This window comes from Chlorobiota bacterium (genome assembly GCA_016700335.1).
Lineage (GTDB): Bacteria > Bacteroidota > Ignavibacteria > OLB7 > OLB7.
This window is the reverse complement of sequence record CP065014.1, coordinates 2,001,181-2,014,890: the sequence shown is the minus strand read 5'-3', so window position 1 is coordinate 2,014,890 and position 13,710 is coordinate 2,001,181. Positions and strand designations below refer to the sequence as shown.

The following is a 13,710-nucleotide window of genomic DNA, read 5'->3' as shown; positions in this document are numbered from 1 at the left end:
TATTATTTAAATCAGATAAAAATCTTTACTTTGTTTGAAAAAGTTGAAAATTTCTCGAATATTTTTTAATAGTTAATTTTATTAGGCTGATATGTCAAATTAAAAAGGAATATTTTTTCTAACAACAATCCTTCTACCTTCAATTTGAATTATTTCAACTTTCTCCTTTTTGTTGATAAAATCTCCTTCAGAAACTACATCATATTTTTTAGAATCAAACATAGCAACACCAGCAGGACGAAGTGTAGAAATTACAATGCCAGACTTACCAATCATGCTTTTAAAGTCTTCAACAGCTAAAAATCCATCTTTAGAACTTTGTACAGTTTGCAATGTTAACATTCCAAATGCTTTTGAAGTTGGCATATACTTTATTATAAAATATATTATAATAGAAAATCCAACAAATCCACCTGCAAGACTATAAATAGGACCCTTTAAAGTATTAGAATCAACCAAATTAAAAGACCCTAACATAGCTAAAAATATTGAGGATATAACCAGTAAAACACCTGCAAAGCCAGTTACACCAACACCTGGAATAATAAAAATTTCTAGTATGAGCAATAATACACCAACAACAAACATAGCAATTTCAATAACATTTGTAAGTTTAACAATATATTGAGCCCCAAAAAATAGAGCTAATGATAAAAACCCTACTGCTGCTATAACACCAAAGTGTCCAGTTTTTATACCATAAAAAAGTCCACCTAAACCAAGCATAATTAATAAAGAATTTACAAATGGCTTAGTTACTATTCTAATTAAAGTTTCATCCCAACTAGAATCAACTTTAACTAAAACTGAATTATTAACACCAAATTTATTTAATGCATCGATTATATCAATTGCAACTGTATCGCAATAACCAACACCAACTGCTTCATCTGTGGTTAATGTTAAAAGTTGTCCAACTTTTTTTAAAGAATCATTCAAACTAATATTTTCATCAACCATTGCCTCAGCAATAATTGGGTTTCTATTATTCTTTTGTGCAGTTGACCTCATTTCTCCCCTCATGTAGCTAACTACTTTTTCTGAGGCTTTAACTCCATCACCAAGTACTGGGGTTGCAGCTCCAATTGAAGATCCTTGTGACATAGCAATTTTTTTTGCAGTCAGGCAAATAAGTGAACCAGCACTTATGGCTCTTTTATCAACAAAAGAATAAACATTTATCTTAGTGTTTAACAATGCATCTTTAATATCGGTTGCAGCATCTAACCTTCCGCCAAATGTATTTATATGAAGTAGTATTCCATTTGCATTATTATTTTCAGCCTCTAAAATTCCCCTTTTAACATACATTGACATTGCTAAATCAACTTCATTCTTTATTTCGAGAATATATATTTTTGAAATTGAGGGGTTTAATTTCAGGTTTCTATTTGTATCTGTTTGAGCAATAGAAATGCAGTAATTCAAACAAAGAATTATAACTGTTAAAATTTTAAATGATTTCATTTTTTAAGTTTTGATTTTATCTTTTTTAAAACTACAACTTTAAGTTAATAAGATGATAATATATTAAAAAAAAATTATTGATAAAAATCAAAATTACTTTGGATAAAAGATTCTTTCATCTAAGTCTATATTTGCTTCATACCTAATGTCAAAAATATTCATTTTAACAAGTTTAGATTGATTAATTTCAATAGAATGGGGGAGTTTAATACCTAGTATCGGTAAATATTTCCAATCATCAAATTTCGTTTTAATGCTATCATTAATTGTCTTAGAAATTGGTAAAAATGTTTCAGAATCAATAACATACCTTATAACTATATCTATTCGAGGGTAGTTTAAATCAATAATAAAATTCTCTTTATTCTTTCCAACTTTTACTTTTCCAATAAACTCTAATTGAGCATCATTATTTAATAAATAGGCTTCAGGAATAATCTGTTCAATTGTTTTAGAAATATTAGATTCCCCATTTGTGAGTGGTGTAATATTTCCTACTTCTCCTTTAAAGCCTCCATTCTCATTTAAAAAAGATTCAATTCTAAACAATTTTAAATCTATTAATTCATATTGTTTAAATGGAATAGTTTGAATTTTTACATATTCACCTTTTAAAGGATGAGACATCATATTTGAACTATAAATTAAATTTCCTGAAGTTTTCAAAGATTTTATTCTATGTAGTTTGTCAACCCCTCCAAGTGAATCTAACATTTTAAACCAAATGTCCCTAGCAATTGAATTTGATTCAGATCTTGGACCTACTTTAATAGGCAATAAATTTTTATCATATACAGATATCTTTTGAGTTATGTTTTCTAATTGAGGTATTATCTCAGACGATTTCCCAACAACGACAAAAGATACAGCATTCATTCTAAAAATATCTCTTGCAACTTGAATAATATCATTAGAAGTAATACTCTTTATAATATCAATATAATTTGCATAAAATTCCTTTGGAATGTTATAAAAGAATGAAGACTGAAGTAATGAGATGTATTCTTCAGGCTTTTTTAATGTTATATAAAAATTCCCAATAGTTGAATTAATGAATCTGCTAAGTTCTTCTTTTGATAATGAATCAAACTGAATTTTATTAAACTCAAATAGCATTTCTTTAATACAATCAGCTGTATGGATATTACTTACTTCAGCGTTTGTAATAAAGTTACTAGTAAATCTATTTGTTGAAAATTCAGAAGTTGGAGTATAAGTATAACCATTTTTTTCACGTAAGTTTTTTGAAAGCCTGCTATTTAAACTCACACCACCAATTATATTATTTAAAAGAATTGATTTAATCCGCAAAGAATCGTCAAATTTAAATCCAGAACCAATAGCTTTAATGGTACTTTGAACAGAATTTGGTTTGTCAATTATTAAAATTTCACCCCCTTTAAATTCAGGAAAACTTGGTCTGTCATAAAGTACTTTTTCACCAACTTTCCAATTTCCAAAGGTTGCTTCTAAATCTTTTAATAATTGATCTTTATTAAAATTACCAGTAATAGCAATTGAAGAGTTTTTAGATGAAAAATTTTCTTCATATAGTTTATTAACATCATCAATCTGCATATAATCAATTAGTTCAGGAGAAAGTATATTGCCAAGATTTGTTTCACCAAATAATAATTTATTTGTTCCAATTTTGGATAAGTAATCAGCATCTGCTGTATTTGTAATTAATAATGATGAGTAATACTTCTTATACTCTTCAAAAATTTTAATATTGAAAGCAGGTTTAGAAATTGACTCTGAAACAAGGGATAATAATTTTCTAAAATTTCTATTTAAGGATTTTGCATTAAATATAAATGCATCATCGGTTACTTGAGCTTTTAAATCAATAGCATTAAAATCAATTTCATTTTGAAATTTTGTAGAAGAATTATTTTTAGATCCTAATAAAATTAGATTTACTAAAACCTCAGATGTACCAACAAGTTCTTCAGACAATTTCCCACCATTGACCATTACATTAATAGTTGCTAACGGTTTGTCCGTTTTTATAAAAAATACTTTTAAACCATTTCTTAAATTATATTCAACATATGAAGGGTATATATAATTAGAATTGGTTTCTGGAACTGGAGGTTTATTTATATCCAACTGTTGAGAATACTGATTTAAAGGATAAAGAAATACAACAATTATTACAAAGAATAATTTTCTGATTTTCATAAAAAAGTGTTTAATAATAATTCGCAAGTTATGATAAATTATTAATTTTTAAAATTGTAAAAAAAAAATAGAATTATATTTAAAAAAAGTTTTTCTAATTAAATTCTTATTCATATATTCGCGGCTCTGAAATTTAGGTTTTCCTTTTTTGGTTTCAAAGTCTTCTCGGCAGCTCTATCCGACCTATATAAATAGAGAACGCGAAATGACAAGAGCGCAGTGTAAAGTTAGTAAACTCGTTGAAATCAATTTTATTCTTTTTAGATAAAATGCTACATTGTTTTATCAAAGCTTAATAGAACTGCGAAGCAAAAAGAAATTATTCAGAATATCAAAATTAAATTTTATTAGTTTCTGTTTTATAATACTTCTGTTTATTCAGTAGTTAATTGAAAATATATAAGAATCATCAAATTGAGTACACAAACAATCAGAATCAAGTTAAAATCTTATGATCATAACTTGATTGACAAATCAGCTGAAAAAATAATTAAAACTGTAAAACAAACTGGTGCAGTTGTATCTGGACCAATTCCATTACCAACGAAGAAAGCGATTTATACAGTAAACAGATCGCCTCATGTTGATAAAAAATCTCGTGAACAGTTTGAACAGAGGTCTCACAAAAGATTGATTGATATCTTAAATTCTACTCCAAAAACAATTGATTCTCTAATGAAATTAGAATTACCTGCTGGAGTTGAAGTTGAAATTAAAGTGTAATAATTTTAATTAGAAAAGGTTTTAATTAAAAAAGTTTAAATAAAATAAATAAATAATGTCTGCACTAATAGGAAAAAAAATAGGGATGACCGGTATATATAGTGAACAAGGTGTTTACATACCTTGTACATTAATAGAATTGGGTCCATGTAAAGTAATGCAGGTGAAAACAATTGCTAACGATGGTTATGAAGCATTGCAATTAGGTTTTGGTACTAAAAAAGAGAGTCGAGCTACAAAGGCAGATATAGGACACGCAAGTAAATCAGGAGATGGATTAGCTAATTTAATTAAAGAGGTTAGATCTTTTGATATTTCTTCATACAAAACAGGCGATGTAATAAATGTCGGTGACATTTTCTCTAAGGGAGAAAAAGTACATATTACATGCGATAGTAAAGGTAGAGGTTTTCAAGGTGTTATGAAACGTCACCATTTTAGGGGTGTAGGTATGCAAACTCACGGTCAATCAGATAGACAACGTCATCCAGGTTCAATTGGAGGATCAAGTTATCCTTCAAGAGTATTTCCAGGAACTAGAATGGCAGGAAGAATGGGTGGTAAGAAGACAACAGTTCGTAATCTAGAAGTTGTTGAGTTACTTTCTGATAAAAATATTTTAGTAATTAAAGGATCAATTCCAGGAGCACCTCAAGCATATGTTGAAGTGCGCAAGAGTTAAATTAAGTTAAGAATTAATAAATTAAGAGATGAATACAAATATTTTAGATATAGTTGGTAAAGTAGTAGGTTCAATTGATTTACCAGAAGAAGTTTTCGGTATTGAACCAAATACAGCAGTAATGCACCAAGCAGTAAAGATGTATTTAGCTAATCAAAGACAAGGAACTAGTAAAGTAAAAGCTCGTTGGGAAGTTCGTGGTGGTGGTAGAAAACCATGGAAGCAAAAAGGTCGTGGAGGAGCTAGAGCTGGATCTAATCGTTCTGGTGTTTGGGTAGGTGGTGGTAATATACATGGTCCTAAGCCAAGAGATTATCGTCAAGATATGCCAAAAAAAATGCGTCAACTTGCTCGCAGATCTGCATTAGCATTAAAGGTAAAAAGTAATGAAATTATCGTAATTCAAGACCTTAATTTTCAGGAGAAGAAAACAAAGAATTTTGCTAATTTTTTAAAAGCTATTAATCCTGCAGGAAAAAAATCGCTGATATTAGTATCTAAAACTTCAGAAAATGTATATTATTCAGGAAGAAACGTTCCTAAATGTCTTATTACTGAAGCAGGTAACGCCTCTACATATGAGTTACTAAATAATCAAATTTTAGTGATAGAGCAAAGTGCAATTGATACTTTGAAACAACAACTTTCATAAATTCAGAAATATTATAACGATGAGAAAAGTATTAAAAAGACCAATATTGTCTGAAAAAAATACAAAATTAAATGGGATGGGGAAATATACTTTTGAAGTAGTTCCATCTGCAAATAAGATTGAGATTAAAAAGGCTATCGAAGAGATGTATAACGTTAAAGTGGAATCAGTTAATACAATTACAGTTAAACCAAAAAAGAAATCTATTTTTACAAAAGCAGGTGTCATTTCAGGTAAAACTAATTGGAGAAAAAAAGCAATTATTACTGTTGCAAAGGGTCAAACTTTGGATATTTTAGGTGAAAGTGTTTAAATAATAAGTAAACTAACAAGCTGATTTAGGATAAAATAATGGGAATCCGTTTTTCAAAACCATATACACCTGCTAGAAGGTATTACGCAACTTCAACTTTTGAGGAAATTACTGCTTCAAAACCTGAAAAGTCTTTGCTTGAACCGATTAAAAAGCATGGAGGAAGAAATAATACAGGTAGAATAACTTCACGTCATCGTGGTGGAGGACACAAAAGAAGATATCGAGTAATTGATTTCAAAAGAAATAAAATTGGAGTTGAAGCAGTTGTTTTAACAATAGAATATGATCCAAATCGTACAGCTCGTATTGCTTTAGTTCAATATACAGATGATGAAAAAAGATATATTATAGCTCCTGAAGGCTTGAAAGTAGGGACTAAAATTGTTGCAGGACCAGATGTGGAATTTGAAGTAGGAAATGCTTGTTTAGTTGGAAAAATTCCATTAGGGACTTTTGTTCATAATATAGAGATTAAACCTGGTAAGGGAGCTCAAATGTGTAGATCTGCAGGTTCCTCAGCTCAAGTAGCTTCAAGAGATGCTGGTTTTACTCAATTAAGATTACCTTCTGGGGAAACAAGATTAATTCGTGACAATTGTTATGCATGTATTGGAGAGGTTAGTAATGGTGATCACGAAAATATATCATGGGGAAAAGCAGGTAGAACAAGATGGAAAGGTGTTAGACCACAAACTAGAGGTATGGCAATGAATCCAATAGATCACCCGATGGGAGGTGGTGAAGGAGCTTCTAAATCTGGAGGTGGACGTCAGCATCCTCGGTCTCCTTGGGGATTGTATGCAAAGGGTCAGAAAACAAGAAAGAAGAAAAATCTTAACAATAAGTATATAGTTAAGAGTAGGCACGCAAATAAATAATACATTTTAGAATAATTTTATCTATTAATTATACATGGCTAGATCGCTTAAAAAAGGTCCTTATATAGATCATAACATTGCAAAGAAAATTACTGAGTTAAATGCTCAAAACCAAAAAAAAGTTTTAAAAACATGGGCTAGAGCTTGTACTATAACTCCTGATTTTATAGGTCATACTTTTGCAGTACATAATGGAAATAAATTCATACCAGTTTTCGTATCTGATGGTATGATTGGTCATAAATTAGGGGAGTTTGCTCCAACAAGATCTTTTAGAAGTCATTCAGGAAATAAGAGATAGTTTTTATTGAACTTGTAAAATTAATAAATTTAAATAGTAATAAAGTAAAGAACATCGTATAAATAAATGGAGGCTAAAGCATTAACAAGAAATATCAGATCATCTCCAAGAAAAATGAGATTAGTTATTGATTTGATACGTGGCAAAAACGCAAACGAAGCACTTAGTATTTTGAAATTCACTCAAAATCACGCTTCAATAGATGCAGAAAGAACTTTGAGATCTGCAGTTTCAAATTTGATGAATAAAGATGAAAACGGTAAAGTTGATGCAGATAGAATATATGTTAAAGAAGCTTTTGTAAATCAAGGAATTACAATGAAAAGAATGTTACCTGCTCCTCAAGGTAGAGCTTACAGAATGAGAAAGCGCTCAAATCATATAACTATAATAGTTAGCTCAAAGTAAATTTAAACATAAAAACTGATACAATATTTTGGGACAAAAGACACATCCAATTGGACTTAGATTAGGAATTATTCGCTCATGGGATGCGAATTGGTATGATGAAAATAATTTTGCTGAAAAGTTAACTGAAGATATGATGGTGCGTAAGTACCTTAAGAATCGTCTTAAAAAAGCTGGGGTTAGCAGAGTTGTTATTGAACGTACAGCAAAGCAAATGCGTTTAACGCTGCATACATCTCGTCCTGGTGTTGTAATAGGTAGATCTGGTAAAGAAATAGCTCAACTTGAAGAAGAGCTTCACCAGATTACCAAAAAAGATGTTAAGATTTTAATTCATGAAATTAAACGACCTGAACTTGATGCTTATTTAGTTGCAGAAAACATATCTCAACAACTTGAAGGGAGAATTTCTTTTAGGCGTGCAATGAAGCAATCAATTGCTTCAACAATGAGGATGGGTGCTGAAGGGATCAAGATAATTTTGAATGGAAGATTAGGTGGAGCTGAAATGGCTCGCACAGATAGTTATAAAGAGGGTAGAATTCCATTGCATACTTTAAGAGCAGATATAGATTACGGTTACGCGACTGCACTAACAAAACAAGGAATTATAGGTGTTAAAGTTTGGATTTGTAAAGGAGAAGTTATTGGGAATCAGAATGATTAGTTGTGTAAATTCTTAGATTAATTTAGTTTCAATTTTAGAAAATTTTTGAAAAATGCTTTTACCAAAAAGAGTAAAATATCGTAAAACCCAACGTGGGAGAAGATCTGGAAAATCTTATCGTGGAGCAACAGTAGCTTTTGGATCATATGGTTTAAAAGCAATGGAAGATGCATGGATAACAAGTAGACAAATAGAGTCAGCACGTATTGCTATAAATCGTCAGATGAAACGTGATGGAAAAATTTGGATAAGGATATTTCCAGATAAACCAATAACTAAAAAACCAGCAGAAACAAGACAAGGTTCCGGTAAAGGATCACCTGAATTCTGGGTAGCAGTAGTTAAGCCAGGCAGAATAATGTTTGAAATTGATGGAGTTTCTCCAGACATTGCATTAGAAGCTTTAAGATTAGCAAGTCATAAGTTACCTATAAGAACAAAGGTTGTTAAAAGAGTTGATTTAGTATAAATTATATTACTAACTAATTATAGATGAAACAGACAAAATCAAAAGATATTAGAGATTTAAGTACTAATGAAATAGTTAGTCAAATTAAAAAAAATGAAACTGATTTAGTTACAATGAGTTTTAAAAAAACTTTAGGTCAACTTGAAAGTCATGCTACTATTCGTACAGTTCGTCGCGATATGGCTAGAATGAAAACTATTTTACGTGAACGTGAATTACAGAAATAATTATTTTAAATTATTATAAGGAATATATTATGTCAGAAATAATAAACACAACAGAAAACTCTACAACAGAAAAGTCAATAAGTTCTAATCGTAAAGTTAGGCAGGGATTAGTTGTATCTAATAAAATGCAAAAATCAATTGTTGTTAGAGTAGAACGTAAAGTAAAACATCCTTTGTATCATAAATACTTGAAACAATCAAAAAAGTTTATGGCTCATGATGAAAACAATATTTGTTCAATTGGAGATACTGTAAGAATAATTGAAACTAGACCTTTAAGTGCTAACAAAAGATGGATTTTAGATGCTGTAATTGAAAAAGTTAAATAAGGATATACCTTCCAGTTTTTATTCTATAATTTCATAGTAAAATTTAAATTTATTATATAAAATGATACAAGAAGAAAGTGATTTAGTTGTAGCTGATAATTCTGGTGCAAGAAGAGTTAGATGTATTAGAATATTAGGTGGACATGAACGTAGATACGCTGGGGTAGGTGATGTTATTGTAGTGTCTGTTAAAACAGCAATACCAGGTGGTAACGTTAAAAAAGGTGAGGTAAAAAAAGCAGTGGTTGTACGAACAAGAAAAGAGACTAGACGTAAAGATGGTAGTTATATCAGATTTGATGAAAATGCAGCAGTTTTATTAAATGCAAATGGTGACCCAATTGGGACTCGTATTTTTGGTCCGGTAGCACGTGAATTGCGTGAAAAAAGTTATATGAAAATTGTTTCTTTAGCACCGGAAGTTTTATAATCAAGAAGATATTTAATTTTGTATTTTATTTTTAAAAGATGAAAGGAAAGAACAAATCATACAAGCTTCCATTAATTCGTAAAGGTGATGATGTAGTCGTAATTACCGGAGATGATAAAGGGAAAAAAACAAGAGTTTTAGAAGTTTATCCAAAGGATAATAGAGTACTTCTTGAAGGAGTAAATGTTGTTAAACGTAGTTATAAAAAAGGAGCTAATCCAAACTTCCCTGATGGAGGAATACATAATAAAGAGCTCCCTATTCATGCTTCAAATATAATGTTATCAGATCCTAAAACAGGTGAACCAACAAGAGTTGGCATAAAAGAATTGAAAGATGAGAAAAGTGGTAAGATTGTTAGAATACGTTTTGCAAAAAGTTCAGGTGCTGAACTTAAAAAATAAATAGAACTTATTATTCTGAAAAATGGCTAAAGAAAAAAATGCAATTGAAGTAACAGCTGAAGCTGTTAAGCCCAGATTTATTGAACATTATAGAAAAAAAGTTGTACCAAATATGGTTAAACAATTTGGATACAAAAATGTAATGCAAGCACCTAGGTTGCTTAAAATTTCGATAAATAGAGGTGTTGGTGATGCAACTGGTGATGCAAAATTAGTTCAAAGTGCTGCTGATGAAATTCAACAAATCTCTGGACAAAAACCAGTTATTACAAAAGCTAAAAAAGCGATTTCAAACTTTAAGTTACGTGAAAAGCAAGGTATAGGCGCAATGGTAACTCTAAGAGGAGCAATAATGTATGAATTTTTTGATAGATTCGTTTCAATTGCATCTCCTCGAATAAGAGATTTTAGAGGATTTTCAGATAAATCATTTGATGGAAGAGGAAATTATTCTTTGGGAATTAAAGAACAAATAATATTTCCAGAAATTAATATTGATAAAGTTCCAAAAATAAATGGAATGGATATCACTTTTGTAACAAACGCAAAAACTGATTTAGAAGCTTTTGCTTTATTAAAAGAACTTGGTTTCCCTTTTAGAAAGAAGGAAGGTGACGGAAATTAATACTTAACAAGACATTATTAATATAAATATAAATGGCAAGAGAAGCATTAAAAGCGCGAGAAGTTAAGCGCAAAAAATTGGTAGAAAAGTATGCTGAGCTTCGGGCTCAATATAAAGCAGTTGGTGATAATGAATCTTTACAAAAATTACCAAAAAATAGTTCTAAAAATAGGATTCGAAATAGATGTTCATTAACAGGTCGTCCAAGAGGTTATTATAGAAAATTTGGACTTTGTAGGAATCAATTACGTGAATTAGCACTAGAAGGTAAGATCCCAGGGTTACGTAAAGCAAGTTGGTAAAATAAACAATTAACAAACAGAACACAGGTAGACATAAATAGATTATGACAGATCCAATTTCAGATTTTTTAACTCGGATTCGCAATGCAGCTTCAGCACGTCATCGTTCAGTTGATATACCTGCATCTAATCTAAAAGCTAAGATGGCAGAAATTCTTAAAAATCAAGGTTTTATTGAAGATTTTGAGAAATTAAGCGAAGGTCCTCAAGGTACATTACGATTGATGCTTCGTTATGTAAACGGATCATCAGCAATGATAGAGCTAAAGCGTATTAGCCGTCCAGGCTTACGTAAGTATGCTAAATATTCAGATTTACCAAGAGTAAAAAATGGATTAGGCTTAGCAATTGTTAGTACTTCTCAAGGTTTAATGACAGATAAAGAAGCACGCTATAAAAAAATTGGTGGTGAGGTTATTTGTTATATTTGGTAATTCAGTAATTTTTCAGATAATTTAAATTAGTATAATATCAAGTGTCACGTATAGGAAAGAAGCCAATAGAAATCCCAAATGCTGTAACTATTAATCAAGGAGTTGGGATGATTAGTGTTAAAGGACCAAAAGGTACTTTGCAAATGTCTGTAAGTTCATATGTATCTTTGAGTTTAGAAGATGGTAAATTAACTGTAACTAGAATAGATGACTTAAGATTAAGTCGTGCTGCACATGGATTAACTAGAACTTTAATCAGTAATATGGTACATGGAGTAACTGATGGTTATTCAACTCAATTAGACATTGTTGGAGTTGGTTATAGAGCAGAATTAAAAGGTAAATTATTACAATTGAATTTAGGATATTCTCATTCAATTGTTTTTGCACCACCAACTGATATAACTGTTGAAGTTCCTCTACCTACACAAATAGTTATCAAAGGAATTGACAAGCAACTAGTTGGTCAAGTTGCAGCAAAGATAAGAGCATTAAGACCACCAGAACCATATAAAGGAAAAGGTATAAAATATTCTGGTGAACAAATTAGAAGAAAAGCGGGTAAGGCAGCTGGTAAAGGCAAATAATTATAAGAATTATCATAAAAAATTATAATGAGTAGACAAAGTAAAGCAACTAGATTAAAAAGAAGAAAAATTCATATCAGGAAAAAAGTATCTGGAACTCCTGAAAGACCAAGAGTAACTATATTTAGAAGTTTAAAACATATATATATTCAAGCAATAGATGATACAAATGGTTTAACGATTGCATTTGCTGGAACATTAAACGATTCCTTGGTTAATGATTTAAAATCCAATTCTGATTCAAGTGTGAACATTGCTGTTGGTAAAGCATTAGCACAAAGATTAAATGAGAAATCAATCACAAATGCTGTTTTTGATAGAAATGGTTACCTTTATCATGGTAGAGTTAAATCAGTAGTTGATGGTATTCGTGAAGGTGGAATTCAAGTTTAAATCTCATTAAGAAACAATTAATTTATTTATAAAAAGTGGCAAAAGCTCGTAATACAGATTCTAATTTAAAAGAGAACACAATTCATGTAGGACGTACTGCAAAAGTTGTTAAAGGAGGACGTCGATTTGGATTTAGTGCAATTGTTGTGGTTGGTGATTCTAACGGTTCAATTGGAATTGGTCTAGGAAAAGCAGCAGAAGTTTCAATTGCAGTAACAAAAGCAACCGATGCAGCTAAAAAAAATATAGTTAAAGTAAATGTATTTGAAGGGAAAATACCTCATGAAGTTATAGGAAAATTTGGAGCTGGAAAAGTAATGTTAAAACCAGCATCTCCTGGAACAGGAGTTATAGCTGGAGGAGGTGTTAGAGCAGTATTGGAAGCTGCAGGAGTACAAGATGTTTTGACAAAAAGTTTGGGATCTTCAAATCCACACAATGCAGTTAAAGCAACATTAAAGGCTTTAGAAATGTTGCAAGATGTTTCACAGGTTGCTTCCAGAAGAGGTATTGAAACTTCAAAAGTATTAAAAAGTTAAAAATTACAAAGAAAATGGCTAAATTAAAGATATTGCAAACTAATAGTGTAATTGATCGATTAGAAAAACAAAAGCGAACAATTTATGCACTAGGTCTTGGAAGACCAGGATACATAACTATTAAGGAAGATAATCCACAAGTTCGTGGTATGTTAAGGGTAGTCGGTCATTTAGTTAAGGTTGAAGAGGTTAATTAATTTTAAAAGTATTAAGATTTTAAGCATAATGTCAAATCATTTAGGTCTGTTATCGTCACCAAAAGGAACAACAAAAAATAAAAAGCGATTAGGCCGTGGTCAAGGGTCTGGTCGTGGAGGAACTTCTACTCGTGGTCATAAGGGGCATAGTTCACATTCTGGTTATGAAACAAAACGTAATTTTGAAGGAGGTCAAATGCCTTATGCTAGACGAGTACCTAAATTTGGTTTCACAAATCCATTTAGAGTTGAGTATCAACCAGTTAATTTAAGTGTAATCCAAAAACTTATTGACACTGGAAAGATATCAGATAGTATAATTTCACCAGAAAGTTTATATAATGCTGGAACTATTTCTAAAAAAAATAAACCTGTAAAGATACTAGGAAATGGTTTATTGACTGCAAAAGTAGAAATAATTGCTCATGCAATATCAGAATCAGCAAAAGTTAGTATAGAAAAAACAGGTGGAACTGTAACAATTATTTAATTAGTT

Annotated in this window: 23 protein-coding genes; 21 read left to right on the top strand and 2 right to left on the bottom strand. The window is 30.5% G+C overall.

Annotated features, from left to right (window positions below; translation table 11 throughout):
* Window positions 1-99: 99 nt before the first annotated feature.
* On the bottom strand, window positions 100-1,467 hold the full coding sequence (locus IPP08_08305; protein QQS65776.1) for an ATP-dependent Clp protease proteolytic subunit: 1,368 nt from the start codon (window positions 1,465-1,467) through the stop codon (window positions 100-102).
* A 93-nt stretch (window positions 1,468-1,560) separates the two neighbouring features.
* Window positions 1,561-3,651, bottom strand: a complete 2,091-nt coding sequence (locus IPP08_08300) for an insulinase family protein (GenBank protein QQS65775.1) — start codon at window positions 3,649-3,651, stop codon at window positions 1,561-1,563.
* A gap of 414 nt (window positions 3,652-4,065) precedes the next feature.
* On the opposite strand from IPP08_08300, the gene rpsJ reads away from it, so the two are divergent.
* From rpsJ to rplO, 21 genes are all read left to right on the top strand, one after another.
* Window positions 4,066-4,374 carry a 30S ribosomal protein S10 gene (gene rpsJ, locus IPP08_08295; protein ID QQS65774.1) on the top strand — a complete coding sequence of 103 codons (309 nt, stop codon included), beginning with the start codon at window positions 4,066-4,068 and terminating at the stop codon, window positions 4,372-4,374.
* Window positions 4,375-4,429: 55 nt separating this feature from the next.
* Window positions 4,430-5,056 carry a 50S ribosomal protein L3 gene (gene rplC / locus IPP08_08290; protein ID QQS65773.1) on the top strand — a complete coding sequence of 209 codons (627 nt, stop codon included), beginning with the start codon at window positions 4,430-4,432 and terminating at the stop codon, window positions 5,054-5,056.
* A gap of 28 nt (window positions 5,057-5,084) precedes the next feature.
* On the top strand, window positions 5,085-5,708 hold the full coding sequence (gene rplD, locus IPP08_08285) for a 50S ribosomal protein L4 (GenBank protein QQS65772.1): 624 nt from the start codon (window positions 5,085-5,087) through the stop codon (window positions 5,706-5,708).
* A gap of 19 nt (window positions 5,709-5,727) precedes the next feature.
* Window positions 5,728-6,021: a 50S ribosomal protein L23 gene (rplW, locus tag IPP08_08280; protein ID QQS65771.1), complete on the top strand. Its 294-nt coding sequence runs from the start codon at window positions 5,728-5,730 to the stop codon at window positions 6,019-6,021.
* A gap of 38 nt (window positions 6,022-6,059) precedes the next feature.
* Complete coding sequence (gene rplB / locus IPP08_08275; GenBank protein QQS65770.1) at window positions 6,060-6,902, top strand: 50S ribosomal protein L2; 843 nt, start codon at window positions 6,060-6,062, stop codon at window positions 6,900-6,902.
* 34 nt (window positions 6,903-6,936) lie between these two features.
* Window positions 6,937-7,203 carry a 30S ribosomal protein S19 gene (gene rpsS / locus IPP08_08270; GenBank protein QQS65769.1) on the top strand — a complete coding sequence of 89 codons (267 nt, stop codon included), beginning with the start codon at window positions 6,937-6,939 and terminating at the stop codon, window positions 7,201-7,203.
* Between the two features lie 66 nt (window positions 7,204-7,269).
* Window positions 7,270-7,611 (top strand): 50S ribosomal protein L22, encoded by a 342-nt coding sequence (gene rplV / locus IPP08_08265; protein QQS65768.1) that lies wholly within the window; start codon window positions 7,270-7,272, stop codon window positions 7,609-7,611.
* 28 nt (window positions 7,612-7,639) lie between these two features.
* Complete coding sequence (gene rpsC, locus IPP08_08260) at window positions 7,640-8,278, top strand: 30S ribosomal protein S3 (GenBank protein QQS65767.1); 639 nt, start codon at window positions 7,640-7,642, stop codon at window positions 8,276-8,278.
* Window positions 8,279-8,330: 52 nt separating this feature from the next.
* Window positions 8,331-8,747, top strand: a complete 417-nt coding sequence (gene rplP / locus IPP08_08255; GenBank protein QQS65766.1) for a 50S ribosomal protein L16 — start codon at window positions 8,331-8,333, stop codon at window positions 8,745-8,747.
* Between the two features lie 23 nt (window positions 8,748-8,770).
* Window positions 8,771-8,974: a 50S ribosomal protein L29 gene (gene rpmC, locus IPP08_08250; GenBank protein QQS65765.1), complete on the top strand. Its 204-nt coding sequence runs from the start codon at window positions 8,771-8,773 to the stop codon at window positions 8,972-8,974.
* Between the two features lie 29 nt (window positions 8,975-9,003).
* The gene (gene rpsQ, locus IPP08_08245) at window positions 9,004-9,303 is read left to right on the top strand and encodes a 30S ribosomal protein S17 (protein ID QQS65764.1); all 300 of its coding nucleotides are present in this window, start codon (window positions 9,004-9,006) and stop codon (window positions 9,301-9,303) included.
* A gap of 61 nt (window positions 9,304-9,364) precedes the next feature.
* A complete protein-coding gene (gene rplN, locus IPP08_08240; GenBank protein ID QQS65763.1) occupies window positions 9,365-9,733 on the top strand; it encodes a 50S ribosomal protein L14 in 369 nt (122 codons plus the stop codon).
* Window positions 9,734-9,771: 38 nt separating this feature from the next.
* A complete protein-coding gene (rplX, locus tag IPP08_08235) occupies window positions 9,772-10,137 on the top strand; it encodes a 50S ribosomal protein L24 (protein QQS65762.1) in 366 nt (121 codons plus the stop codon).
* Between the two features lie 22 nt (window positions 10,138-10,159).
* Complete coding sequence (gene rplE, locus IPP08_08230; protein ID QQS65761.1) at window positions 10,160-10,762, top strand: 50S ribosomal protein L5; 603 nt, start codon at window positions 10,160-10,162, stop codon at window positions 10,760-10,762.
* 32 nt (window positions 10,763-10,794) lie between these two features.
* Window positions 10,795-11,064: a 30S ribosomal protein S14 gene (gene rpsN, locus IPP08_08225; protein QQS65760.1), complete on the top strand. Its 270-nt coding sequence runs from the start codon at window positions 10,795-10,797 to the stop codon at window positions 11,062-11,064.
* Window positions 11,065-11,108: 44 nt separating this feature from the next.
* A complete protein-coding gene (gene rpsH, locus IPP08_08220; protein QQS65759.1) occupies window positions 11,109-11,498 on the top strand; it encodes a 30S ribosomal protein S8 in 390 nt (129 codons plus the stop codon).
* A gap of 41 nt (window positions 11,499-11,539) precedes the next feature.
* Window positions 11,540-12,085, top strand: a complete 546-nt coding sequence (rplF, locus tag IPP08_08215) for a 50S ribosomal protein L6 (protein ID QQS65758.1) — start codon at window positions 11,540-11,542, stop codon at window positions 12,083-12,085.
* Between the two features lie 27 nt (window positions 12,086-12,112).
* The gene (locus tag IPP08_08210; protein QQS65757.1) at window positions 12,113-12,478 is read left to right on the top strand and encodes a 50S ribosomal protein L18; all 366 of its coding nucleotides are present in this window, start codon (window positions 12,113-12,115) and stop codon (window positions 12,476-12,478) included.
* A gap of 35 nt (window positions 12,479-12,513) precedes the next feature.
* Window positions 12,514-13,017 (top strand): 30S ribosomal protein S5, encoded by a 504-nt coding sequence (gene rpsE / locus IPP08_08205; protein ID QQS65756.1) that lies wholly within the window; start codon window positions 12,514-12,516, stop codon window positions 13,015-13,017.
* A 14-nt stretch (window positions 13,018-13,031) separates the two neighbouring features.
* Window positions 13,032-13,214: a 50S ribosomal protein L30 gene (gene rpmD / locus IPP08_08200; protein ID QQS65755.1), complete on the top strand. Its 183-nt coding sequence runs from the start codon at window positions 13,032-13,034 to the stop codon at window positions 13,212-13,214.
* A gap of 28 nt (window positions 13,215-13,242) precedes the next feature.
* Window positions 13,243-13,704, top strand: coding sequence for a 50S ribosomal protein L15 (gene rplO / locus IPP08_08195; GenBank protein QQS65754.1), 462 nt, complete (start codon window positions 13,243-13,245; stop codon window positions 13,702-13,704).
* Window positions 13,705-13,710: the final 6 nt, after the last annotated feature.